Origin of the sequence: Mucilaginibacter lappiensis (assembly GCF_900155965.1) — a bacterium.
Lineage (GTDB): Bacteria > Bacteroidota > Bacteroidia > Sphingobacteriales > Sphingobacteriaceae > Mucilaginibacter > Mucilaginibacter lappiensis.
In genome coordinates, this window is the sequence record NZ_FTMG01000002.1 from 547414 (window position 1) to 573319 (window position 25906).

Below are 25906 nucleotides of genomic sequence, written 5' to 3' on the forward strand. Positions count from 1 at the left end.
TCCCTTAAACTAATTTAACATTAACTGCACCGGGTCCTTTTTTGCCTTCTTCCACATCGAAAGTAACCTCGTCACCTTCGCGGATCTGGCCGCTTAAAGCGGTAACGTGCACAAACAAGTCTTTTGCACCATTGCTGGGCGTAATAAAGCCGAAGCCTTTTGATTCATTAAAAAATTTTACCGTTCCTGTTGCCATGATATTGTTTTGAATAAGGTGGCAAGGTACGATTTATTATCCATGTGTACATATTGGTACTCAACAAGACTAAAACCGGAGTTATTCCAAGTCGTATCATGGCTTGCCAATGCGTAGGCACTTGTAAAAACAAAAGAAATTAGATTAAATATTTTGAAATATAATATAGCTTTAGTTAAATTTAAACTAATAAATAACAAATTATAAACCAAACTAGAGAGATGAAAAAATTAATTGAAAAAGTTGCTGCCTTTCAGGAAGGAAAAGCGCTTACAAGAGAGCAAATGAAAACCGTTACAGGTGGTGGTATCGGTCCCATTCCTATATGTTTTAGATGCTGCCCGGATGATCCATGTTCTAATTTTCGCCATGTATGTCCGGAAATATCTTGTGGAGAAATGTAGGTAGATAGCAGGGCAACAGTATCCCTGTAACTTCCACTTTAAGCCCGATAGCAATATCGGGCTTTTTTTATAGTTTTCTACTTATTTAGTATAGCAGTCCAAAGTCGGAGACTTCGGGCTGCGCTGAACTCTTCGGACGGAAGAATGGAATATATCTTCGGAACGCCTGATATTGAATATGTGTAGTGTTATTTTTAAATAATATTATATATAAAACAACTAAAGTCTTATTATTGCAATGAAACTAAATATTTTGGCCTTAAACCACATCACATAATATGTTTTCTACATTAACGAAAAGCCAAGCCGAGCTTAGAGCCGATACGCCAGGCTATTTCGTATTTTCTGAAATTCCTCACGATAATTTTAATTTCTACGCCAAAGGCTCTCCGTATTCTTATAAACAAAATAAGAATACCCTGTCCTTCAACAGGGAGATATAAAAACGCACTATTAGGAAGTGGTGTACGCACAAATCAAGATACCTGATAATGGTTTGGGAAATAAATAATCCGGTAGAAACAAATACACAAAAAATTATAAAATCAAAATAGCTAAAAAACGTCAAAAATCACTATGAAAAAAATCTTCCTTATCACTGCTTTATGTACAACATTATTTGCATCATGCAAAAAAAGCGAATTAAACCAGGCAAAATCGGGTGTAGCGGACCAGGATACGATTGTTCTGTTTAACAGAGCGTCGTCAAAGCCCTTTATGCTGTCTGACAAGTCAATCAGTAAAACGTCCAATAATTTACGAGTTAATGACCTGCCCGGCGTTTTAGACTTTCGCTATTATCTTGGACGCGGTTACAGTTTGTCCAGCGGCGAATTTGGCACCGGTGAAGGCGTTAAATTTCCTATTATTGATATAGATAGACTGATTGCCGATAACCCGGATTATTTTTTGTCGAAGCATTTAGGTTCGTCAGAAGCTAAACGATTTTCTTTTTCCAGTTTTGATGATTATCAAAAGAAATCCAATTACTCCAATACCGTATCAGGTGGTTTTTCACTGAATCTCGGGGTATTTTCGCTTGGAGCGAAGCACAAATTCAGCAATTCATATTCCTCAGATTTAGTCAATGATAACAAACGAGTTTGGGGAGAACTAAATGTTATAATTAAAGATGATTCGCATGAGATACTTTTAAGTACAAATACAATAAAAAAGATAAAAGCGAACTACATCAGACCTTCATTCCTTGATGAACTGTACAATTCAACTACTACCGACATTTTAAACAATTATGGTGGCCTCGTTGTGGCAGGTTTAGTTACTGGCGGAAAAGCGAATGCTATATATTCCGGAGTTTATACTTCAACCTCTACAACTGAGGTAACGGATCATTCGATGGATAATTCAATCGATGCATCGTTCACCTTCAAGGCTACGGGTGATAAACCAAACAACGCTTCAACCGCCGATCTTGCTATTGGTAATAAAAATGGCAGTACGATTGCAAGGTCCAATAACATCAGTGATTTCAAAGGGTCAGTAAAAACTTACGGTGGTACTTTTGGTTTCGGCTCGTTCACTACTCCAAAGACTATTGATGACATTGCAATTGATTTAGGTCCCTGGACATCTTCATTAAATGATAAAAGCAACCATGTAATGGTTGATGTTACTGAAAACGGGCTCCATCCTATAGGTGACTTCATTTCGCCGGCAAACATCAAGCAAAATATTTTAAATGCGCTGCAATCTAAGCAAGCCCCGGCAGCACTTCGTGAGCCACGCATTGAAGCAAGATGGACAAGGGTTCAGAATACTTATGGATTAGTTACCGTTGTTTTGAGAACTCGCTTTGGCGACGATTTGATCATATCCAACACCCGCACTCAGCTTGTATATAACAAATTAGATGACATGTTAGCTTTTGCCAAACAAGAGGCACAAAAAAAATTGCCGTTTTACAAGGTAAAGGTAGTAGCAACAAGTACCCCTTCACCAAATGATGTTGAGGATAACCCGTACTTAAATGTAAATGCTTACTACAGTACCTCAATCGTTAATATTGACGAGGCTAATATGAAGAAATTTTATGATGCAAAAAATAATATGACTTACCTGCTTTCACAAGCACAAGGTGTCAAATTCGCTTATGCTATACGTTTCGATTATTTGTTAGACACCTATGGTATTAGAGATTGGGTAAATGCTATGGCAACTACTACTGTAACAGCAGATGATTTAGATACCTATACTATAGTTGCTTTATAGTAAACTTTAATAAGAACAAAGTATAACGGCTACCTCGAAAGGGTAGCCGTTTTTTATTCGGGGCTTTAGCCTAAATAACCTGCTGGCCTGAGGATTCTCAGTCTGAAAGTTTGTAGATAAACCTCCGCTTGTGGTAGTGCGGGAGGTTATTACCTTATGTAAGCACACAGAACTTAAATTGAAGCTGAAATAGCTATCTCTAAATTCATCGAAATCTATTACCTTAGAACTTCCTATTCACGCTGAAATGAAGACCTTAATCATACTGGTAGCTATAGTAGTATTAGCACTTATATTGAAAGCCTGTACCCAAACAGATAAACTAGCTAAGGATTCTACTCGCCCTTCAGATGATAAGAAGCCAACTAGTATGAAGGAGAATGATAAGCTGATTGTTATAAATAACGTGAACCAGGAAAATGCTAAAAAAGCTTTAACCGCATTCTGTAACATCTATAACAAAGATAGCTTCGTAGCCTTGCCAAGGCTTGTTACACTCTCCTCAGATTCTTTTGCTGTTATATTTCCTTATGATACAGACTTCGCTACCTTTTGCTTTGCAGTCAACTTCCTTAAATATCCTATCGATATCAAGTGGCAATCGCAAGTAACAGCCTGGGTTACCACCAAGGAGGGGGATGATTGGATAACAGATAAAAGTAAGAACAAAAAGGTAATGCTTTTTCTTGCTGATGATGATAAAGAGTATGACAACGTTTTTATGACTACTCAAGATAACATCGGGTACAAACTTGGGTTTGCTGCGGGCGAGGAAAAGCAACTTCTTCAAACGCCAAAGAAGCCCTATTCGGCTCCACCTATACAAGCCAAAAGTCTTGATGGTTTGCCGTTTGTAGACATTAAATAGAAAGATTTGATGGGTGTAAACTTCACGCTTTCAAAATGATAAGAGTGGGATGGCTATTCAATCATTTTCCCTTCGGGTAAAGCTTTCGCCACGATATGCTCTATCTGCTTGAGCTGGTCGGCGCTCAGGCGCTTTAAATTTTCCTGGCTTAGGATGGTATTGTTAATTTGGATATGGTTGTTTTGGCTTTTAACAACCGTATTATTTTGCTGTTTACCGGTAGCGCCAACGGTTTCCAGATAAAGCCTGGCAGCCCTGATATCGCCCTTAGTTGCAGACTGGAATACTTTGGCCATGAGCATGGGGGCCATTATTTTAAACTGCTCTATTTGCTCGGCATGCCCGGGATGGGTTTGATATTCTTTTAAATGTTTGCTGATGGTTTGCCGGCTCAAACCGGTTTCTTCGGCCAGGTGGTTTTTAGTGGGCATGCTGCCATGCTGTTCGGTCAGCCTTGCAATAGCATCGGTGATGGCCTGATGGTTATATTCCCAAATCTGCTGTTTATTGCTTTCCGGCATAATCGGTTCTATCTTGTTCAAAAAATCATCTCTTTCCGTATCCTTTAAATTTTGCAGCATTTGCGTACAAACCGATCCTAAATATTGCCGTTCGCCGGTATCCAGGTTATCCAGATCGTTTACCGTAATTTTTTCCAAAGCCATCAGAGCGGTGATTTTTTTCTCACTATGTGTTAAAGTTAATTCCTGTGTTTTCATTTTGCATTACTTTTTTTATTTATATAAATATAAGCAATTTAATTTATAAATGCTAAAAATATTAGTAATTTAATTATGCTAAGAGGCTCATGAAAGTGGGTTTACACTATTTGGGGTATTTTGCCCTTGAAGTGTATTTAATTAGTTGATTGTCAATAAATTATAAAAATGTAAACCATAAAAAGTGTAAACCATGTAAACCCACTTTTATAACAAAATAGCATGCCTGCTCAAAAAATTAACATAGGCTTCATGACCGGGTCGGAATAGAAATAACCGGAAGTGGCTCATTTTAAGCATAAAAGCTAAGCCCTGATATGCCGAAATTCAAGGTGTAAGTTATAAGCAGAGCTGACTGGTATTTAGGGTATCAGGAAACCTTAATACATCCTTAACCTTTAGACAACGTGCGGGCTGTTATTTTAGCGACGGAAAAAAATATACCGGGCTTTACACTATAAATTAACAAAAGGCGCTCATGCCGCAACTGTTTCTCTTCTACAAAGCTATCAGTAGCCCCTATAAAAAGAATTTTTCCAATTAGTTCAAAAAATTATTATGAAAAACTTACCCAGGGAGGATAAAATTTGAAGATATAAGCCGCATCCGGAGGCAAAAAGAGCGGGCTGTTCCACCAACCCACTCCATTTAAGCCATCAATAATTCACGATTATGCAAAACGACAAACCATTAAAAAGCTATGCACAATTCTACAAAAAGAAATGTATTAAAACGCCTATCTACCTTCTCTAGCCTTATTTTTACAATCATTATCCTGTTGTGTTCCAGTACCCAAACTCTTTGGGCAAAGACCGCTCATCCTTCCATTCATATTATGGGTTCCGACCGTTTAATGGAAGATAATGGTCACCTGGAAGGAAAGGTTCTGGATGAAAAGGATCTGCCACTTATCGGGGTTACCATACAGGTACGGGAAAGCGGCTCCAATGAGCTCAAAAAAACAGGTACTACCAATATCGACGGTACTTTTAGTATCAAAAACCTGGTAGCGGGTAAATCCTATGACCTTACCTTTAGCTACATGGGCTTTGATAAGCAAACCATTACCGGCGTACAAGCCAGCAGTGGTAATATGCTGCACGTAAAAATGACCCCATCACCAACCAGTTTAAATGAGGTAGTGGTAACGGCCCTGGGTGTAAAGAAAGGAGCCAACAAAATTGGCTATGCCGTACAGGAAGTAAAAGGCGATGAGCTGGTAAAAGCCAGAGACTCGAACCCGATTACTGGTCTTACCGGTAAAGTGGCCGGCTTATCGGTATCTATGAATGCCGAGCTATTAGGTACGCCATCATTATTGCTGCGTGGTAACCAGATCACGCTGTTTGTAGTTGATGGCATCCCCATTAATTCAGATACTTATAACCTTAGCCCGGATGATATAGAGTCGTTTACCGTGCTTAAAGGTCCTGCAGGCGCTGCTTTGTATGGTAGCCGTGCACAGTATGGCGCTATCCTCATCACTACCAAAAAAGCTGGAAAAGATAAGGGTTTTACCGTAGAGCTTAACTCCACCACCTCTATTGATAAGGGCTTTATCGCCGAGCCTAAAACCCAGCACGATTATGGCGGCGGTATGTACGGTCAGTATGCTTATGCCGATGGTTTTGGAGGCGGATTACAGGATGCCCAGTACCAGTTATGGGGGCCAAAGTTTCGCGGACAGCTTATTCCTCAGTATGATGGCGAATACACGCCTAATCAAACTTATACCACCACATTTGGGGATTTAACCTATACCGGGCACATCAAACCTGCACCTTATTTAAACCGTGGTTATGTGGATGGCAAAAACAACCTTGATCGTTTTATCAGGGCGGGTTTTCAAACTACCAATAACGTGGCTTTATCTGCCAGCGGCGAGAAATATGCCATGCGTTTTTCGGCATCAGAATCAAACCAACAAGGGATAGTACCTAACACCGGGCTTAATATTTTTAACTTTAATACTACGGCAAGTTACCAGATATCTAAAAGGTTAACCTTTAACGCCGACCTGAACTTCAACAAAACCTATTCAAATAACGTACCCGACGTTACTTATGGTCCCAACAGTTTAATTTATAACCTTTCTGTATGGACCGGTGGCGAGTGGAATGTTGATTCGCCAGATATCAGGAACGTGTGGGCACCGGGCAAAGTAAATCAGGTAGCCATATTTCCGGAGCACGTACACTATAATAACCCCTGGTTAATGGTGGAGGACTGGACACGCAGTCATGATAAAACAGACATTAATGGCTACATGTCATTAAACTTTAAACTGGATGAGCACCTGAACATTACCGGTCGTTCGCAAATCACCACCTATTCATTAGTACGAGACGAAAAAATGCCATGGGGTGCTTTTACCTATGCCCGTACGCTGGGTCAGGGCGATTTCCGCGAAGACAGAAGAAACCTGTTTGAAAACAATTCAGATGTATTGCTGAACTATAACTATAACGTAGGTAACTTCTTCAACCTGTCGGGTTTGGTAGGTGGTAGTTTGCGTAATTTTAATTACAACTCCAATTTTACCTCTACCGATTACCTGGTTACGCCAAACGTTTACAACTTCAACAACTCGTTGAATACCCTGATGACTAATAATTTCACCTCGAAAATGCGGGTGATTAGCGCATATGCTTCATTAGATGCCTCCATGGGTAAATATGCTACCATATCTGCCACCGGAAGGATCGATAAGTCATCGGCATTGCCCGAAGGTCATAATTCTTATTTCTACCCAAGTGTGTCAGGAACCACCGTGGTGTCTGATTATGTAAGGTTGCCGGAAGTAATATCTTTATTTAAACTGAGGGGGTCATTTGCCACTGTACATGGTGATGCTACTTCAACAACTATTGGCGCTACGCCATTTAACGTATACAGCACGTTAAACGGTTCAACAGCTTATAGTCTTTTCTCTAACTTTTCACAGTACGGCAATAACTATTTAAGCCCGTACGGCGGTCCTGATTACTCTTTACAGGTTCCTTACAACCTTAACAAGCCCTATAATAATATTCCTGCCGCCAATTCATCAGGCAGCATTGTCGATCCGAACATCAAAACCTTTACCCGTACAAGTTTTGAAGAAGGGTTTGATTTAAAAGTATTAAAAAACAGACTGGGCTTAAGTGCTACCCTTTTTCAATACATTGATGGACCGCAGATTTTGGCTAACGCGATTTCGCCAACATCAGGTTATAACATTGATTACATCAACGCCTTAAAAACCCGCAAAACAGGCTTGGAGCTTACGCTTACTGCCACACCGGTAAAGCTGCGTAATTTTTCATGGGACGTGATGACCAACTGGTCTACTTTTAAGGATGTTTACCTGGAACTGCCTCCGGGCCAAACCTATTACAATACCTTCTTTAAAAAAGGCGACAGAACGGATGTGCTGTATGGATCGGCCTTTGTAAGGGCGCCAGACGGGCAAATTGTGTATGATGCCGGCGGTAAACCATTAAAAAATCCTATTAATCAAAACCTGGGTTTCATGAATCCTGATTTTATATGGTCGGTAAGTAACAGGTTCAGGTATAAAAACTTTTCATTCAGCTTTCAGTTTGATGGCAGCGTAGGCGGCAAGATCTCAGATCGTTTGTACTCCTTAACCATGCAGGGTGGTGCCAACATAGCCACAGTTGAGGGCGCTCTTGGCAAATCCAGGCTTGATGATGATACTAATGCTGGTGTAGCTTCTTACAAAGGGACATATGTAGGTGATGGCGTACAGGTAACTAATGGTACAGCTATTAAGTATGATAACTTTGGTCATATTACCAATTACAACCAGCTTCAGTTTACCAAAAATACCTCAACCAGTACGGTACAAAGCTGGGCCACACAATATTATGGCCAGGTAGCAGAAGGATCATTAGTAAGCAAAACTTATGCTAAGCTAAGGGAAGTACAAATAGGGTACGATTTTCCGAAAGAGTGGTTAAGCGGCATGCTGATCAAAAAAGCATCCATATCACTGGTTGGTCGTAATTTGCTTTATTTCTATAAAGATAATAAATACAAAGGCATTGATATAGAGCAGTTCAATACGGCAACGCCTACATCAACACTGCAAACGCCAACAACCCGCCGCTATGGTGTAAACCTAAATGTTGTTTTTTAATATTCATAACCATGAAGATATATATTCAAAAAGTACTGCTGTTGTTGGTAATGGCAGCTATACTATCCAGCTGTAAAAAGAGCTTTCAGGATTTGTATGAAAATCCTAATAAGCCTACCAGCGTACAGGCATCTTTGCTATTAAACGGCATATTGAACAACATGCTGGAGGCACCGGGCGGCCAGCTCGACCGTACTAACCAGTACCAACTGCAAAACAACTCCTACTTTGGTAACAATCAGTACAATTTTGGTCCGGGCAGTAACCTGTATCCGGTACTTACTGATGTTACCAATATGGAAAAGCAAAGTATAACCACAACTGCAGGTCCTCTGAATCCTTACACTGCTTTGGGCAAATTTTTCAGGGCCTACTTTTTTACCAAAATGAGTTTGCAAATGGGTGATATTCCCATGTCGCAGGCCTTGCAGGGCGCGGCACAGACAAGCCCGGTTTATGATTCGCAAAAAACGGTTTTCATGAACAGTTTTGATTTGTTGGAACAAGCCAATGCTGATATGACCACCCTGCTTAAAGGTACAGCTACCTTTACAGGCGATATTTACTTTAACAACAGCTTACAGGCCTGGCAAAAAGTGGTAAACACTTACCGCCTGCGTTTGCTGATAGCCCTGAGCAAGAAAACCGCCGACCCTGATTTGAAGGTGGCCCAGCAGTTTGCCCAGATTATTACCAATCCGTCAAAATACCCCCTGATGAATAGTACCGGCGATGATTTAAAGTATACCTGGTTAAATCCAACCAACCGTTATCCTTTAAATAAAGAAACCTTTGCCAACGGCGCGCTGAATAACAGTGCCGATACCTATGTAGGTTTGCTTACTGCGGATAAAGATCCGCGTGTGTTTATTACTACCGATCCTGCACCGGGTTTAGTAAGCTCGGGTTTAAGCCCTACAGATTTTGCCGCTTTTCAGGGTGGTAACATTGGTTTGGATATGGGTGTGCTGGCCAGCCAGAATGGCGGCGGTAAAATAAGTTACATCAACAGGTATCGCTATTATTCGGGCTATACCGGCGAAACTACCACCCTTGTTGGTTATACCGAAATGTGCTTTAACATTGCCGAAGCTATTAACCGTGGGTGGATAAACGGCGGGCCATTAGGGGATGCCGAGGCTTACTATAACGCAGGCATTAAAGCGTCAATGGCCTTTTATAATGTGCCGGATAAAGGTGCCATGACTGTTTATTCGTTACCGCTTGGTGTAACGGTAACCGGTCCTTATGTAAGCAATACCGTAAATGTAGATTACAACGCTTATTACGCGCAACCGGCAGTTAAATACGCGGGCAATAATGAAACAGGCATCAGGCAGATCAATGAGCAAAAGTACATTGCCTTTTTCCTGAACAGCGGGCTTGAGCCTTACTTTAACTGGAGACGTACCGGCTACCCTGTGTTTAAGACAGGTGTGGGCACTGGTAATAACGGTAAAATAGCTTTACGTTATAAATACTTCGCTGCAGAGCAATCGGCTAATACGGCTAATTATAATGCGGCTATAGCCCAGTATGGTAATGTTGATGATGTTAATGGCGTGATGTGGATACTGAAATAATTCAGTTAACAATCGATGATCCGAAATTATTGATAACGATTAAAAAAGAGCTAAATTGACAACTATGAAAAAAATAGGATTAACGTTTACCACCATTATTTGTGGGTTAAGCACCGTTTTCGCCCAGCAAAAGTTAGATGTGGAAGGTCACCGCGGCGGTATGGCCCTGATGCCCGAAAACACAATTTCATCTATGCTGAATGGGGTTAAGTTAGGGGTAAGAACCTTAGAGCTTGATATGGTTATATCTGCCGATGGTAAGGTAGTAGTATCTCATGATCCCTACATGTCTGCCCGAATCATGCGCAAACCCGATGGCTCTGATGTTGATGTATCAGAAGAAAAAAGCCTGGCCATGTACAAAATGCCTTACGACAGCATCCGCAAGTATGATGCAGGCAGCAAACCTAACCCGCAGTTTCCGAACCAGCCTAAGTTTAAAACCTATAAACCACTGCTTGCCGACCTGATTGACAGTGTGGAAACATATGTAAAAAAGAACAAGCTAAAACCGGTTTATTACAACATTGAAACCAAAAGCACCCCGGCCGGCGACGGTATTTATAACCCAAAGCCAGATGTGTTTGTAGAAACCGTAATGGCGGTGATCAACAAGAAAAAGATTGCCCAAAGAATAATCGTACAATCGTTTGATGTTAGGACTTTGCAAGTACTGCATAAAACCTATCCAAAGATCAAACTTTCATTGCTGGTTGGTAAAATCAATATTGATGAAGACCTGAAAACTTTAGGCTTTACACCTGATATTTACAGTCCCTACTACACTTTTGTTACCAAGGAAATAGTACAGAAAGCGCATGACAACAAAATGCTGATACTGCCATGGACGGTAGATCAGGAAAAAGACATGACTGCCCTGGGTGATATGGGTGTTGATGGTATCATCAGTAACTACCCGGATAAATTAGTACAGCTATTTGGCAGTTATCAATCAAAATAGTTTAAACAGTTTTACGCGGATAATACTTTAATAAAAAAGGGATAAAGCAACGCTTTATCCCTTTTTTATTAAAGGCAAATGTTACGGGATTTTATCCAATGCCGGAACATTGCTTGCCGAACCGGCATACCCCTTGTTTTGATTGATATGCCCGTTAATATTTAACTGGATATCGCTATTGGGAATAGGCCATAACACGTGATACGGCGATATGGTGAACGTATTACCAGAGTTGGTTACCACGCCTTTGTTATAAAAATCATTCTTTTCGATAATGCGATCAAAAAAGAAATTTGATTCAGAGAAATTAGTTACATTATAGCTTTTGCCGGTATAGGATGGTTTGCCGGTTAAAGCAAAAATGTAAGCAATGCGGGTAAGCTCGGTTTTACGGGGCTCTTCCCAATAAAGCTCCCTGGCACGCTCGTCAAGAACGGTGCCTATGTTAATTTTGCTGGCATCAGTTAAAGGAGCGGCTTGCGCTCTTGCCCTTACTACATTTATATCGGCCATGGCACTATTCAGATCACCTTTCCATATGTAGGCTTCGGCTCTTAACAAATAGGTTTCGGCCAAACGGAACACGTACCAATCAGTATCCGTACCACGCGGCGGACTCCAGAATTTATCAGTAGCGATATTGGTAGAGCTGATAAATACCTTATAATGCGGCCAGCCAAACCAGCAGCGTATGGTATCTCTTGGGCCATTTAAAAACCGGGTAGCCACGTTGGCTGCGGTCCACTGCTCCAGGTGTTTTCCGTACCAATCGGGGTCCGATGTTTTTAAGGCTGGATTATTATAAACCAGGTCGGTCATATTCATCCAGTTTCCTGGGGCATGTCTTAAATCGGTGTTGTCTGTCCAGATATATTTGGTGCTGTATGGCGTTCCTCGATAACGGCCTATCCCCCTGCCGTAATAAAGCGTAAGTGGAATGTCGGCGGTTACCGCATCAATAATACCTGCCTTGTTTTTGCCCGGGGTAAGTATGGTATTGGCCTGTGAGTAAAAAGGCGTAGTGTTACGCATTAATTGCGATCCGTTCGCGGTATTACCCTCCAGGTTATCCCGGTCAATTACCAGGTATAATGCCTCGGTATTTGATGCAATGGCTTTATTATCGGGGCGATGAAGGTCCCAGATCACATTTTTGGTGACATCGGCACCCGTACTTCCAAAGCGCGCGGTCATTAAACGATAAGGGCCACCGTTGATTACGGAGTTAGCAGCAGTAATAGCGTCATCAAATTTGCCTAGCGATAAATCTACCTTGGTTAACAAATGGCTCACTGCGCCTTTAGTAACATCACCTTTATTGCCGCCATCGGTTACCCATTTTTGGGCAAATTCCAGGTCGGTTTTCATTTGTGTTAATATCACTTCGCGCTTTACGGTAACATAGGCAACATTGGGTGCGCTTTCTTCCTTAAAAGGACATGGGACATCACCAAACTCATGAACCAGCCGGTAATAGCAATAAGCTCTGTGAAAATATGCCCTGCCTAAAATATCGTTCCTTTGGGCATCAGAGGTATATTTAACATTATCAATGCGCGAAATGATGGTGTTGGCGTATCGTACTCCCTGGTACCATTGCTTCCAATACCAGCCAATTTTATTATAATCATCACTGTTTAAATTGGCAGTTGGGGTAATACGAACATTCAGATCCTGCGCGGGGGTTGTTTTATCGGTAGTGCCTTCAACCGCTACATCTGAAAATATAGATTCGGTAAGCATCGGCGCCGAATCACCAAAAAACTCAGCCCTTAAATTTTTATTCAGGTAATTAAGCGCTGCCTGCATTGCAGGTACTGAGGTTAGCGTAAGGTCTGGCGTAAAATCAGAAAGGTCCTTAGGTTTAAGAAAATCCTTTTTACAGCTTCCAGAAATTAGCACAGTGGCTAAAGTAATGGCCGCTATTATTTTTTTATTGATTGTTTTCATGTTGATCAGTTCAAATTTTTAAAATACTACGTTCACACCTACTGAGATATATCTTGGAGTTGGGCCATCATTTTGGGGATCCCAAAAATCCCAGTGAGGAGCATATACCGCAGCGTTGCTAACATTGGCATACAATTTTGCACTTTGTATTTTTAAAGGAGTAAGCCACGTTTTTGGGAAATTGTATCCCAATGAAACCGTATTTAGCCTAATGAAAGAAGCCTTACGCCATACGTTAACCGTTGTGCCGCTGGAGCCTGAATTTAAACGCGCATAATCATTTATAGGGTTATTCGGTGTCCAGTAAGGCTGTACGTATGATGATGTCCTGGAGATACTAACACCGCCCTGGTTATTGATAGCCTGGTTATATTGTCTCAATTGTCCCCAGTCGGATACCAGCAGAAACCCGAAATCAAAGTTTTTATAGATGTTGAAGTCGTTACGCAATGACCAGGTAAACCTTGGCGACTCATAACCAATAAACTGTTTATCATCATCGGTATACTTATATTGATTAGGGCCGCTGTTTACCAGTTTTTGCAGTTTAAAATCGCCTGGAACAGCGCCGTATTTGGCAGCCTGATCTTTTTCATTGGTTTGCCAAACACCCAATATCTTATAATCCCACACCACGTCGATGTCTTTACCGATAAACCATCCGTTGGCCTTATCATCGTTTTCAACACGGCTTACAGTTCCGTCGGCATTGGTCACATCGGCAGCACCATATAAATGCACAATTTTATTACGATTCAGGAAAAAGTTAAATGAACTGCTCCAATTAAAATTACTGCTAACTATGTTTTTACTGGTCAGGTTAAATTCAAAACCTTTATTATTTACCTGACCTATGTTAGAGATAACACTGGCAAAGCCAGAAACCTGTGGTAAGGTTCTTTGTACAAGTAAATTGGTGGTTTTTTTGCTGTAAACGTCAATTGACCCATTTAAGCGACTGTTGAATAGTGCAAAATCAATACCGGCATTTAAAGATGTGGTACGTTCCCATCTCAAATCAGCGTTGGCCATTCTGCTGATATAAAGCGCAGAATTTGCTGTGGCCGTACCACCGGGAGTAACCGTAGGGTATTTATCTGTTGTGATTACTGCAAGGGCCCTGTTGGGGTCAACAGTGCCATTACCATCCCTGATATCGCGGTTACCGTTAACACCGTATGATAAACGAAGCTTACCATAGCTTAACCATTGGGTTTTTTTCATAAAATCCTCATCGGTAAATATCCAGCCACCGGCTACTGATGGGAAATTGTCGCTAGGGTGCTTTTGCCCAAACAGGGAGTATCCGTCACGGCGGATAGATGCGGTAAGTAAATATCGCTGCATCAAGGTATAGCTGATACGTCCAAGATAGGCATTGGCGGTAGAGTAACGGTCGTCGCTGCTTACAGTAGGTTTATTGCCCGCTCCGATGTTATGAAAGCTCAGATCATCATTAGGACTAAAACCTTCATTGTATTCATAAGTATACCATGACTGATACTTCTCGGTATTGGCCAAAAAGGTAACATCAATGTTGTGGATATTGTTAAATGTTCGGTTCCATTTCAGCAAGTTATCTATCTGATAATTGTACCGGTTTTCCATAGAGCGCTGCGCTTGACCGCCTGGTACGGTTACATTAGGGTTGTGCGATGAGTTATGATAAAAAGTGCGGTAGGAGTCATAACTGGGCGAAAAATTGGTTTGGAAAGTAATACCCAGAGGTAAGGTTACCCGTCCATAAATATTGGCAAACAAAGTATTTTGAACATTCATACTTTCATCATACTGTGTATTTAAAAAGGGGTTTCGTGCATTTAACCCGGCATCGTCGGTGGGTATTCTTCTTAAAGAACCATCGGGATTATAAAAATCGCCATAAGGAGAGTTGTTGGTGATTTGAGTCCAGTCGGCTTCTAAAGTGTGGGCGCGGTCAACACTCCCATCAGCGTTTCTTGCTGGCAAGTTGCTCTCGTCTCTAACAGCATATTGAGCATTAATACCAACCGTTAAAAAACTGGTGGCTCTACCCTCCAGGTTTAAGCGGGCGCGTATGTTGCTGTAATCGCCACCCGCAATCAGGTTTTGATTTTTAGTATAGTTTAACGACATGTAATAGTTAACATCCTCGCGTTTGCCCGCCATGCTGATGGTGTGATCCTGCCTGAAACCATTACGGAAAACCTTATCGAACCAGTCAACTGTTTTACCTGCCATGTAATTGGCTCTTTCATTAGCTACCAAACCCAGCCTGCTTAACCATTGGTCAACTGGATCACCTGTGGCTTTTGTTAATGCCATCCATTGATCAACGGTTACACCAGCTGGTAGCTTTCTGGGGTCGGTATATTCATAATCCGGGTTGTTAACATTGATACTTCGCATTACATCTGCGCGCCAGTCTAAAAAGCCTTGCGGACCGTATACCTTTTGCTCTTTTTCCAACTGGGCAATGCCAAAGTTTGAATTAAGCGTAATGATAGGCGGACCTGTTTTCCCTTTTTTGGTAGTCACAGCGACCACGCCCGCCGCCGACCGTGAACCATAAACGGCAAGGGCGCTGGCATCCTTCAGTACGTCTATTGATTCTATATCGTTTGGATTTATGTCGGCAAGCTGGCCTGGGTAAATAACCCCATCCAGTACAATTAATGGTGATGTGTTACCGGTTAGGGTCGATTTTCCACGGAGGAGCAGATCACCACCCCCCTTAGCTGAAGTATTCATGCTCACGGTAAGCCCGGGAATGTTACCTTTAAGTACGTCGCCAATACTTGCGGGATTTTCATTTTCAAGCTGCGTAGCTTTTACACTGGATACCGCCCCGGTAACATCCTTTTTTTGACGGGTGCCGTAGCCAATTACTACTACCTCGTTCAACTGTTTATTGTCTTCAGACAAGGTAACGTTGATTTGATTTCGGTTATTTACAGGTTGTTCCTGGCTGGTATATCCAACAATGCTAAACACCAGCGTTGCATTTGATGGTACACTGATAAGGTAGTGGCCTTTTAAATCAGTGGCAACACCTTTTCCGGTTCCTTTTATTTTAACAGTTACGCCAGGTATCGGGCCTTTGTCGTCCTTAACTGTGCCTGTTACAGATTGGTCCTGGGCCAGAGTAAGCGTGCAACTGGCGAGGAAAAAGAAAATAAGGAGAGTAATTTGTTTTCTCATAATTTTAATGGTATTAAATGGTTTAAGTGGTTTGCTTTTGGTTGAAATAGAACAGGCATACCTTGCCCATACAAAGAGGCATACAGGTACATCATTAATGAACCTGTGTAACCTTTACCCTAAAGTTTAATGGAAGCAATGCAGAAAACTTAAACCTGTGGAATACCAGGTTAAGCCTGCTTTAATATGATCGTATACCGCAGATACTATCATGCACAAATGCACGTTGTTACATAACAAATGCGAAGATTTTTTCTTCATATTTGTATTGCTTATTAAAATTTCGGTTGAATTAGGCAAAAAAATTCCCGGCAACATTTAATGTTGTTGTTTGACTAAAAGGGAAATGAATTGATTTCGGTAGTGCTGAACCCACTGCCGATTTCTTTTTTTGTTGGAGGCCTGATTTATTTTTTCATTGATCTAAGGTTTTAGGTTATCGGATGCCGCTATTATTCCACCTGTAAGGTAATGCCCAAACAGTATTCACGTTCTCGCAGGACAATGAAATTTGCAGGTATATAAAGCAGTTTTATGGTTAATAATTGAGCTGTTTTATAATTAAACTAAAGCGCTTCTTATTATTTATAATTGGCAAAATACTATACTGTATTTACCAAAAATATCCCGGGAGATCAGGTTTTCATAAGTTTTAGCTGTTTTTATTTACGACAACGTTTTCGTTAAAAATCTTTGGTTGTAGGCTATTGATAAGTGTGAAATACACAGATAAATAAATAGTTAGCTCTTTTTTGATGAATAAAACAGGTCTTCCGGAACCTTTATGTTAAAAGGTTTTATCATTGTGGGTGATTTAGAGTATATTTTGTTAATGATATATGAGTAAATACGATCATTAACCTATTTTAATATACTGACCCTAAAAGTTGCTGATGAATAAGCCAATAGCAAATACTTACGGTAAGATGTTGTACGTAGATGATAGTAATGAATTTTATCCGATACGGTTCAAATCATTTAGTCCTACTGTTTAGGCAGCGATAACAGTTTTTTTGCTTGCAAGCTTAAGTAAAATAAAGGTTAATAAGCCCGCTGTTAAACCGGCAACTATGGCAAGCGAAATACTACCATATAGATATTGTTCCAAATGAATACTGATCGATTTTAAGGAGATATCCCCATTAAAAGGGATCTCGGTATTTTTTTCGCCCATCCAAAAACCACCGGCTTTATAGCTTAAAAATATGACAGCGGGTATTAAAGGAGCAAAGCTGATGTGCGCGGCTAAAAGAACCAGGGCCTTATTCAATTTTAATAATATAGCCAATGAAAATGCTACAATCAGCTGAAAGCCCCATATAGGTACTATGCCCATAAATACACCAAAACCAATTGATAGTGCTTTAAGTTGTGCGGAATGATCGGGATTAAACAAATGGGTTTTTATAAATTGCTTTCCTCTTTCCTTGCTGAAAAGAGATCTGAAAAAATATCCGGGATTAACACATGCCGCTTTAAGCTTCTGAATTCCTGCTTTTATTTTTTCTGAATTATCCATCGTGTTTGATCCATATACGGCAACCGCCCGGTCAAAGTTTTTGAAATGCTTATTATAAAGCTTATTACAAATTTACCTTGGGTAACGTTAACAGATCTTTAAGTTTTTAATAAGTAACCACTTGTGTTATAACGGCGGCAAAGGTAAATATCTTTACAATACCTTAACTACCGTATTTTTAGCTGTGGTTTTAAAGACGAGCTTTTGTTGATGAAGCCTATAGCTATAATGCACTATATAAGCTTAATGCGTGTTAAATTTTTATTAAAAAATTAGTCTACTAATTCTATAGTGCATATATTTGTAACAATTGTTATTATCGATCTAACCAATTAGTTCTTTATGGTAAATAATGAGGTCAGTCAACAAAAAAGAGGCAGCCTTTGGCTTTCTCTTTTTTTATTTCAGCCCTGTGTATTTACTGTATAGAATAAGGTGGATTTTAGGACAATACTTCCTCCAGCACATCAGCAGAACGTATATTGCCGAAACCTTCAATATGCAAGGCGTAATACTCCAATAGTTTTTGAATCAGGTACCTACGCTCATCATTACTCCATTTTAATTGTTGCATATTTTCAAAACTACACTGCAAAAGCTGGTGAAAGTTTTGCGTATGGGGTGGCGACAAGTAAAACAAGCTGTCAGGTTTATAGTTACTGAATGTGCCGTTCTTCATATCAAAATAATCGGCCTGGCCAGCTTGGTACCTATCCGGATAAAAACCCAGGTAACGGGTAAGCTGAACCAAAAACAGCAGATGAAAGTTGGCCACGCTTCCGGTTTGATGATCGAGCCATTCTATGGCGCTGAATACAAAATCAAACAAATTTTCATCGGCCGATTGTTGCCTTATGGCTTTGTACAGCACTTCATTCAAAAAGATAGCGATACAGCTTTTGATCACATCATAAGGGATACTTTGCAGTACCGGCGAATTTTTAAGTTCGGAAATTCGCTGTACGCTGCCCGTATTTTTATGATAAACAACCATGTCAAGCAGATGCAAAGGCTGTAGCATATTACGCCCGATTTTGGCCCTGGGCTTTTTTGTACCATTGATGATGTATGATTGCAGACCAAACTTTTCTGTAAATAGCTGCACAATAACACTGCTTTCGCCATAGTCGGTTGCTTTAAATACAATACCACGCGTTTTATGCAGCATGTTATACCAGTAAAATAAGTTTCGGTATAAAAACGATACAGCCCGTAATCAGTGCAAATACAGCCGCAACTACCACCGCGCCGGCACTAACATCCTTAACATGACCGGCTTTAATGTTATAGGTAGGCGAAACCAGGTCGGTGAGGGTTTCAATGGCGGTGTTAATGAGCTCGGTTACCAGCACCAGGGCTATGCTGAGCGCTACCCATTGCCATTCGGCGGTGGATAGGTGCAGCGCGATGCCCAGGCTAATGGCAATAACCGTTGCCCCCAGGTGTATCCGGAAGTTGGGCTGGGTACTGGCGGCATATTGCAGGCCCTTAAAGGCGAAACCGAAACTGCGTATCAGTCTTCTCATGTACAAAAATACATTGTTATTGGCATTTATGAATTTTGGCAATCCAAAAACTTTTTAAACCTTAAATTTTAACACTTTTTTAGTCAAAAACGGTGTAAAAAAGCTTGGTTATTGCCCACTTTAACTAAAGTTTAACGCCATTTTAACACTTTTTAACAAATTTTTGATGGGTTTTGAAAGGTTTAAGAAGTATTAAAATATTGATTGTCAAATAACTAAATGTAAAATGGTCTGTTTTTGAGCCTCTTTTCTCCTTAACACAACGGCCCGGTTTTCCTTTTTACAGAAAACCGGGCCGTTGTATACTTACAAATATACCAATAATTATTGAATGACTGAGTTAGTGAATTTGTGATTTAAGGAATCTTTCTATGCTTATAGTAGCGGGTCGACGGTAGCAGTCACAGATTATAGCCAGGTATACGGCAGAGACCTGCTTTTAGTAAAATGTCTCAAATGTGTGACATTTGTCTTATATTTGCGATAGTATGACAAGCCAGAAAATTATAGACAGCGCCATAGCGGTTTTGAATGAAGATTTTTATGCTCCGCTGGATATGATTGCCGAAAAGGCAGGAGTAAACAGAAGAACCTTGCATCGGTATTTTAAAGACAGAGCTGCACTTATAGATGCCTGCTGGACCGATATGATGCAAACCTGGCATCATGCTATGCTCAAAGCTTATAATAGCAGTAAAGACCCTGTGGAGCAATTGGAGAGAATGTTATACGCGGGTATTGATTGCGGGGCGAAATACGCGTTTTTGAATACGCTTCAAACAAAATATTTGAATAATGAAAAACTGAAAGTCGCTGAGAATGAAGCTTACGAACAGGCAAAAAACAACTGGTTTAGCCTTGTGCCAGAACTGCAGCGGCAAAAGGTGATCAGCGATAGCCTGTCCGTTGCTTGGATCCGCATGCTGTTTGTTAATATGATCAACACTACCGTTAAAGCAGTACAATCGGGAGATGTTGCTCCAAATGATATCAAAAAATTCGCCTGGTACTCTTTTAGCCGAAGCATAGGTTTGCCATAAGCGCTGTTGGGTATTTGGTTAAATGATTACAAAGATTAACTATGACACATTCTTTTTTATTGATAGGTCAGTCAAATATAGCAGGACGCGGTTTTACAGCCGAAGTTCCACCCGTTTTTAATGAATCTGTTAAAATGCTGCGTAATGGCCGCTGGCAGATCATGACAGAACCCATCCATAACGACCGCCCCGCAGCAGGCATAGGTTTGGCTTCATCCTTTGCCGCTGCGTGGCATTTGAATAACCCCGTGGACGAAATAGGCCTGATCCCTTGTGCCGATGGTGGCACCAGCCTGGATGACTGGACGGTTGGCGGAGCACTTTTTGACAACGCATTGGCCCAGGCGAAACTGGCACAACGCAGCAGCCAGTTATCTGGTATTTTATGGCACCAGGGAGAAAATGATTGTTCTGCCGATGGTGCTGCGGCTTATGCCGAAAAATTTGACCCGATAGTTAATGAGCTGCGTATGGGATTAAACGTGCCGGATGTTCCTTTGATTGTTGGCGGACTGGGAGATTTTTTGACGGCTGGTTTGTACGGTAATTATTTTACCGCTTATCCATTGGTCAATCAGGCGCTGTTACAATATGCCCAAACACGTAACAATTGTTATTTTGTGACTGCAACTGGGTTAACGGCCAATGAAGACCAAATTCATTTTAATGCGGTATCGCAAAGGATATTGGGTATACGTTATTTTGAAGCATTTAATACCCGGACACACATTACAGCACCTTTAACACACGAGCAAGACCTGGTGCAAACTATTTACAGTAGACCCTTTACCCGGCGAGAGGAAAAACTGTTATTAGAAAACCGCTTTGCATCCGGCAAAATAACATTGCAGGAGTTTCGGGAGCAACTGGTACTTATTGCCGGGTAAGGGAGGCGTTCGGCAGTTTGAGGAATTCAATGTAGGTATTGTGTATATTGCATATATGAAAACCTTAACCTTTTTACTTATCTCATTATTTCTTACGATATTTAGTTTAGTTGGCCGATCTCAAACGTGTATTGTATTAAAACAGGAAAAGGACACAATCTTTGTAGGGGCAGATTCGAAGAGCTCAATACCAAATATCGGATCTGATAATAAAATTTCTACTCAAACGTATAAAACGATATGTAAATTACATACAGTAGGGCGATACAATTTTGCAATAGCCGGAACGCCAGATTCATTAATTGAAATAGAGGCAACAAAGGCATGTCAAAAAGGGAAAAATATTAAAGAGGTTAACGATATTTTCTTGTCAACAGTCAAAGACGTCATAACAACGTATGTTGAAAACATAAGACGTGAGCAGTTCGACTATTATAATTATAGGTTTGTAAATAATGATATTGCATCTATCTCCTTCTATGGATTTGAAAATGGAAGATCTTATTTAGGAACAGTTTATTTCGATGCAATTAATAAGCCTAATGAAGCAGTTAAGGTCAAGGACACCACTGTATTTAGACCTTTTGAGGTTCTGGGGTTATCTGATCATATACGGAAACAGCTTGGAACGAATATGTTGGTATTGGATGCTTATCTTAAAAAAGGGAAACTTTATTACATCCAAAAATTAATTGAAGTTGAATTAAAAGCTCATCCGGACCACGTAGGTTTACCATTTGATTTAATGATTGTTACCAACAACGGAGCTAAAATAGTAAGGGTGCCCAAAATGACCAAGTAGTTTTAATAACGAAATATTCGCTTGCGGCAGCGGGCGGAATAAATTGCGGCATTAGGCTTTTATAAGATATCTGGAACAACCTTGCTCCGTTAGGGGCTACCTATTTGTAGCATTTTACCAGCCCCTATTTATGCCTCGTAGAGGCTACCCTTATACAATTTACCTGTTTATTTAGGGGTTGCACCTACGGAGCAAAGGATATTTTGCCCGGTATGACTACAAATAGGTAGCTCCTGACGGAGCATATCCGTATTAAAATTCAATGCTTCTATTTTAACTTTTGTTTCTTCCGAACATCTATGGTATTGTCACCGTACCACACAGCAATATCAAATATCACCCCATTAAGCCAATGGCAAACTAAAGTAAAATGTTGATCCTTTGCCCATTTCACTTTCTACCCATACTTTACCTTTATGCCTTTGGATGATCTCGGCCGACAGGTATAGGCCAAGCCCAAAGCCCGAAATGTTTTGGGTTTGTTCGCTTTCAATGCGGTAATAACGGTCAAACAGTTTTGCGTGGTCCTGCGGCGCTATGCCCAGGCCTTCATCTGTTATGCTTACCTCAACTACGCCCTTAATTTCCCGGCAGGAAACCTTAATATTTTTTCCTTTAGATGAATACTTGATGGCGTTGCTTAAAAAGTTGGTGATCACCTGGCCAATCTTGTCCCTATCGGCCTGAACAACTATATCACAATCGGAGGTTACAACAATATAGTGGCTTTTGGTGATCAGCATTATGTCCTCCACAATTTCCCTCAGTAAGGTATTCATCTCAAAAGGCTGTTCATTCAGGTAAATTTTGCCGGCTTCAAAGCTGGAAGCGCTCAAAAAGCCATTGATTAAGGTCGACATTTTTTTAACCTGTACATTAGCCTTATCCAGGGCGCCAACGGCAAAAGTGTCCCCGGATTTATCGGCTTTGGCCGCCAGCATCTGTATGTAGGCCTGCAGCGTGGTTAGCGGTGTTTTGAGCTCATGGCTTGCCATGGCAATAAAATCAGTTTTTCGGATGTCGTCCTGCTTATGTACAGTAACATCATGCATTACCCCTGTAAAATACCCCGGTTTGCCATCCTGATCGTGCGTAAGATTTCCATTAGCCCTCACCCAGCGCAGTTTTCCATCGTGAAATCCCTTCAGCGGAAATTCTACATCGCATACTTCCCCGCGGGTAATGGCTGCTTCAATAGCACCAGTTACCCCAAGCTGAAAGGCACTATCAATCTGGGCTATAGTTGATTCGTAGCTCATTTGCTCATCGGCATGAAAACCAAACAGCTCTTTAAGGCGTGGTGAGGGAATGAATTCACGGGTTTCTACATCTATTGACCAGATCCCCATTTCGGCAGAGTCGATAGCCATACCCAGCGTTTTACTGCTGATATCCAGTTCCTGCTGTATCCTTTTTAGCTCGGTGATATCATTAAAAGTAATAATAGCGCCATTGTTAGTATGATCTGCCTGCTGTACATAAGGCATAGTCATGATCTGGTACCATTTGCCGTTATTGGTTTCAATTTCTTTGGTAATTACACACCCTTCTGCCAATACCTTTTTAATATCGTCTATAATGGTTTCAAATTTGATATTGGTAGAAATATTGCTGAGCGGCCTGCCGATATCTGTTTCCAGCAGGTTGATCTGTTTTACCGTTCCCGGCGAAAACTTCATTAGACGCAGTTCATTATCAATAAATAATTGCCCGTTAATATTACTCCTGAAATAATTATTCAGATCGTCATTAATTTCCAGCAGTTCTTTGTTTTTTAACTGGTAATCTGAATTAATGGTATGCAGCTCCTCGTTCACGGATTGCATTTCTTCGTTGGTGCTTTGCATTTCCTCGTTGGCCGAGATCAGCTCCTCATTAAATGATTGCATGTTCTCGTTGGAGGCATCCAGCTTTTCATTGGAGCTGTAAAGTTTATCCTTTAATTCCTTCCGTTCCTCTTCCAGGTTAACGACGTACTGATCCAGATAGATCCTTTCATCATATACCGCATCCTTTTGTACCGGCGCGGCTGATTTATCCTCACTGAAAGTTACCCATAACAATTTTTCCCGGCCTTTTAATATTAATGGACTGATGGACAGGCTGACGTTAACCATATGCTGGCCCTGTTTAATTTTTACGCCGTTAAGCACCACGTTTTCATTTGTTTTTAAGACCTTTTTACTCAGGGTATTAAAAGCTACGGCAAGGGGCTTTGGTAAAAGCTCTGCCAGATCGGAGCTGAAATGTTTGTGGAGCAGGTATTTTGTGGTATCTCCGTATGACCGTACCACCTGGTTGTGTTCGTCGATACAAACGGCCAGGTAATCGAGTTTATTGGCCAGGCTTTCATGGATTTCTTCGGACAAGTTATTATGGTTGGTGTTTTTAGCCGTATCCGGCGAAAAGCGGGACGGTGTTTGTTTGGTATCAGGTAAATCGGGCATGGAGAATGCATCAAAGCTAATGGCTCGTTTGGTTTCCAGGTTTTTGTAGATCTTCCATTTTTTATGAACCACTTCCAGGTTTTTGATGATGGGCATGGGGTTTTCGCTCGACCCTAAAAATAAATAGCCATCTTTTTTTAGCCCAAAAAGCATCATGGTAAATATTTTCTTTTGCAAAACAGGAGCCATATAGATGAGCAGGTTGCGACAGCTGATCAGGTGCATATTGCAGTAAGGTGGGTTTTTTACCAGGTCGTGCTTGGCAAAGATCACCATCTTGCGGATAACAGGATTTATCCGGTAATTTTCTCCCTCTTTTAAAAAGTACTTTTCGAGCCGTTCCGGGGGCATGTTTTTGGAAATGTTTTTACTATAAACCCCTTTACCCGCATGAATCAGCGCGTCGCTGTCAATATCTGTAGCGAATAGTTTTACTACCGTATCAGATAATCTGCCCGTTAGCTGCTCTGCTATCAATATGGCCAATGAATAAACTTCCTCGCCAGTAGCGCAGCCGGCAACCCACATTTTCAGTTCTTCGTCTGGGGCCAGCCCTTCCAATATATCGGGTAATACCTTGCTTTGTATAAAATCAAAAGCTGCCGGATCCCTGAAAAAAGAAGTAACGCTGATGAGGAACTCTTTGGCCAGGGCATCTACCTCGAGGGGAGTTTCTTTGAGATAATTCAGATATTTTCCCAGCGTATTAAAATTGTGGCTCGAAGCCCTTCTTTTTGTTCTTCGTAATATGGTGGGTTGTTTATAGTCCGAAAAATCAAGCGGTGACCTTTCTTTGATCAGGTCGATAATGGCCAAAAGGTCTTTTTCATCATCCCGGTGATCTGTTACTAAATTCCCTTCGTGTTTTACATAATCTTCAATGGCGCCGGGCATTAAGGTCGGTTCCAATACAAAATCAACCAATCCCGTAGCGATAGCATGGGAGGGCATGCTGCTAAATTCCGAAGTTTCCGGATCGCGGGCCATCACCATTCCGCCTGCTTTTTTAATAGCCTTGATACCTTCTGTACCATCAGACCCTAAGCCGGATAATATGATACCAATGGCTTTTTTGCCATCATTGGCGGCAAGGGACTCAAAGAAGGTATTGATGGTTAAATGAGGCCCTTTAATTTTTTCCTTTTCGGTTAAATACAGGCTCCCCCCGCGTATGGTCATGTATTTATTGCTGGGGATGAGATATACCTGGTTGCATTGCACTTTCATGCCATCTTCGGCCTCTTCAACGATAAGCTTGCTGTGCCTGGCCAGCAGGTCAACCATCCTGCTTTTAAAATCGGCTGATAAGTGTTGAATAATGATATAGGAAACACCATCTAAAGGCGTGTGATCAAAAAAAGAATTAATCTCTTCCATGCCGCCTGCGGAGGCGCCAATAGCAATGATGTGATGGGGATCGACTTTCGGCATGACATGAACTTTAAAGAGCGGTA

The 25906-nt window shown here is 41.1% G+C and carries 17 protein-coding genes; 9 read left to right on the forward strand and 8 right to left on the reverse strand.

Annotated elements, in window-relative coordinates; translation table 11 throughout:
• Positions 1 to 4: 4 nt before the first annotated feature.
• Positions 5 to 196 (reverse strand): cold-shock protein, encoded by a 192-nt coding sequence (locus BW976_RS06525; RefSeq protein WP_076371597.1) that lies wholly within the window; start codon positions 194 to 196, stop codon positions 5 to 7.
• Positions 197 to 417: 221 nt separating this feature from the next.
• Here BW976_RS06525 and BW976_RS29005 point away from each other — a divergent pair, with 221 nt between their 5' ends.
• The 3 genes from BW976_RS29005 (at position 418) to BW976_RS06535 (ending at position 3697) form a co-directional block, all read left to right on the forward strand.
• The gene (locus BW976_RS29005) at positions 418 to 600 is read left to right on the forward strand and encodes a hypothetical protein (protein WP_139332219.1); all 183 of its coding nucleotides are present in this window, start codon (positions 418 to 420) and stop codon (positions 598 to 600) included.
• A gap of 576 nt (positions 601 to 1176) precedes the next feature.
• On the forward strand, positions 1177 to 2829 hold the full coding sequence (locus BW976_RS06530) for a BSAP5a family pore-forming toxin (RefSeq protein ID WP_076371599.1): 1653 nt from the start codon (positions 1177 to 1179) through the stop codon (positions 2827 to 2829).
• Between the two features lie 247 nt (positions 2830 to 3076).
• Positions 3077 to 3697, forward strand: coding sequence for a hypothetical protein (locus BW976_RS06535; protein ID WP_076371601.1), 621 nt, complete (start codon positions 3077 to 3079; stop codon positions 3695 to 3697).
• Positions 3698 to 3750: 53 nt separating this feature from the next.
• Here the strand turns inward: BW976_RS06535 and BW976_RS06540 are convergent, their stop codons facing one another.
• The gene (locus tag BW976_RS06540) at positions 3751 to 4416 is read right to left on the reverse strand and encodes a hypothetical protein (protein WP_076371603.1); all 666 of its coding nucleotides are present in this window, start codon (positions 4414 to 4416) and stop codon (positions 3751 to 3753) included.
• Positions 4417 to 5116: 700 nt separating this feature from the next.
• Here BW976_RS06540 and BW976_RS06545 point away from each other — a divergent pair.
• From BW976_RS06545 to BW976_RS06555, 3 genes are all read left to right on the forward strand, one after another.
• Positions 5117 to 8557, forward strand: coding sequence for a SusC/RagA family TonB-linked outer membrane protein (locus BW976_RS06545; protein WP_139332220.1), 3441 nt, complete (start codon positions 5117 to 5119; stop codon positions 8555 to 8557).
• Between the two features lie 11 nt (positions 8558 to 8568).
• Entirely contained in the window at positions 8569 to 10140 is a 1572-nt protein-coding gene (locus tag BW976_RS06550; RefSeq protein ID WP_076371606.1) for a SusD/RagB family nutrient-binding outer membrane lipoprotein, read from the forward strand.
• A 64-nt stretch (positions 10141 to 10204) separates the two neighbouring features.
• Positions 10205 to 11101, forward strand: a complete 897-nt coding sequence (locus tag BW976_RS06555; protein ID WP_076371607.1) for a glycerophosphodiester phosphodiesterase family protein — start codon at positions 10205 to 10207, stop codon at positions 11099 to 11101.
• An 81-nt stretch (positions 11102 to 11182) separates the two neighbouring features.
• Here the strand turns inward: BW976_RS06555 and BW976_RS06560 are convergent, their stop codons facing one another.
• The 5 genes from BW976_RS06560 to BW976_RS06580 all read right to left on the reverse strand — a co-directional run bounded on the left by BW976_RS06560 (position 11183) and on the right by BW976_RS06580 (position 19276).
• Complete coding sequence (locus tag BW976_RS06560) at positions 11183 to 13051, reverse strand: RagB/SusD family nutrient uptake outer membrane protein (protein WP_076371609.1); 1869 nt, start codon at positions 13049 to 13051, stop codon at positions 11183 to 11185.
• Positions 13052 to 13069: 18 nt separating this feature from the next.
• On the reverse strand, positions 13070 to 16231 hold the full coding sequence (locus BW976_RS06565) for a SusC/RagA family TonB-linked outer membrane protein (RefSeq protein WP_076371611.1): 3162 nt from the start codon (positions 16229 to 16231) through the stop codon (positions 13070 to 13072).
• Between the two features lie 991 nt (positions 16232 to 17222).
• On the reverse strand, positions 17223 to 17750 hold the full coding sequence (locus BW976_RS06570) for a DUF2062 domain-containing protein (RefSeq protein WP_076371613.1): 528 nt from the start codon (positions 17748 to 17750) through the stop codon (positions 17223 to 17225).
• Between the two features lie 442 nt (positions 17751 to 18192).
• Positions 18193 to 18918, reverse strand: coding sequence for a DNA repair protein RecO (gene recO / locus BW976_RS06575; RefSeq protein WP_076371615.1), 726 nt, complete (start codon positions 18916 to 18918; stop codon positions 18193 to 18195).
• 1 nt (position 18919) lies between these two features.
• On the reverse strand, positions 18920 to 19276 hold the full coding sequence (locus BW976_RS06580) for a diacylglycerol kinase family protein (RefSeq protein WP_076371907.1): 357 nt from the start codon (positions 19274 to 19276) through the stop codon (positions 18920 to 18922).
• Positions 19277 to 19764: 488 nt separating this feature from the next.
• Between BW976_RS06580 and BW976_RS06585 the strand changes: the two genes are divergently transcribed.
• The 3 genes from BW976_RS06585 to BW976_RS06595 are packed head-to-tail and all read left to right on the forward strand — an operon-like array spanning position 19765 to position 22005.
• A complete protein-coding gene (locus BW976_RS06585; protein ID WP_076371617.1) occupies positions 19765 to 20316 on the forward strand; it encodes a TetR/AcrR family transcriptional regulator in 552 nt (183 codons plus the stop codon).
• A gap of 41 nt (positions 20317 to 20357) precedes the next feature.
• Positions 20358 to 21203 (forward strand): sialate O-acetylesterase, encoded by an 846-nt coding sequence (locus BW976_RS06590; RefSeq protein WP_076371619.1) that lies wholly within the window; start codon positions 20358 to 20360, stop codon positions 21201 to 21203.
• 55 nt (positions 21204 to 21258) lie between these two features.
• Complete coding sequence (locus BW976_RS06595; RefSeq protein WP_139332221.1) at positions 21259 to 22005, forward strand: type 2 periplasmic-binding domain-containing protein; 747 nt, start codon at positions 21259 to 21261, stop codon at positions 22003 to 22005.
• A gap of 344 nt (positions 22006 to 22349) precedes the next feature.
• Here BW976_RS06595 and BW976_RS06600 read toward each other — a convergent pair whose 3' ends face one another.
• A complete protein-coding gene (locus BW976_RS06600; RefSeq protein ID WP_076371623.1) occupies positions 22350 to 25883 on the reverse strand; it encodes a chemotaxis protein CheB in 3534 nt (1177 codons plus the stop codon).
• Positions 25884 to 25906 lie beyond the last annotated feature (23 nt).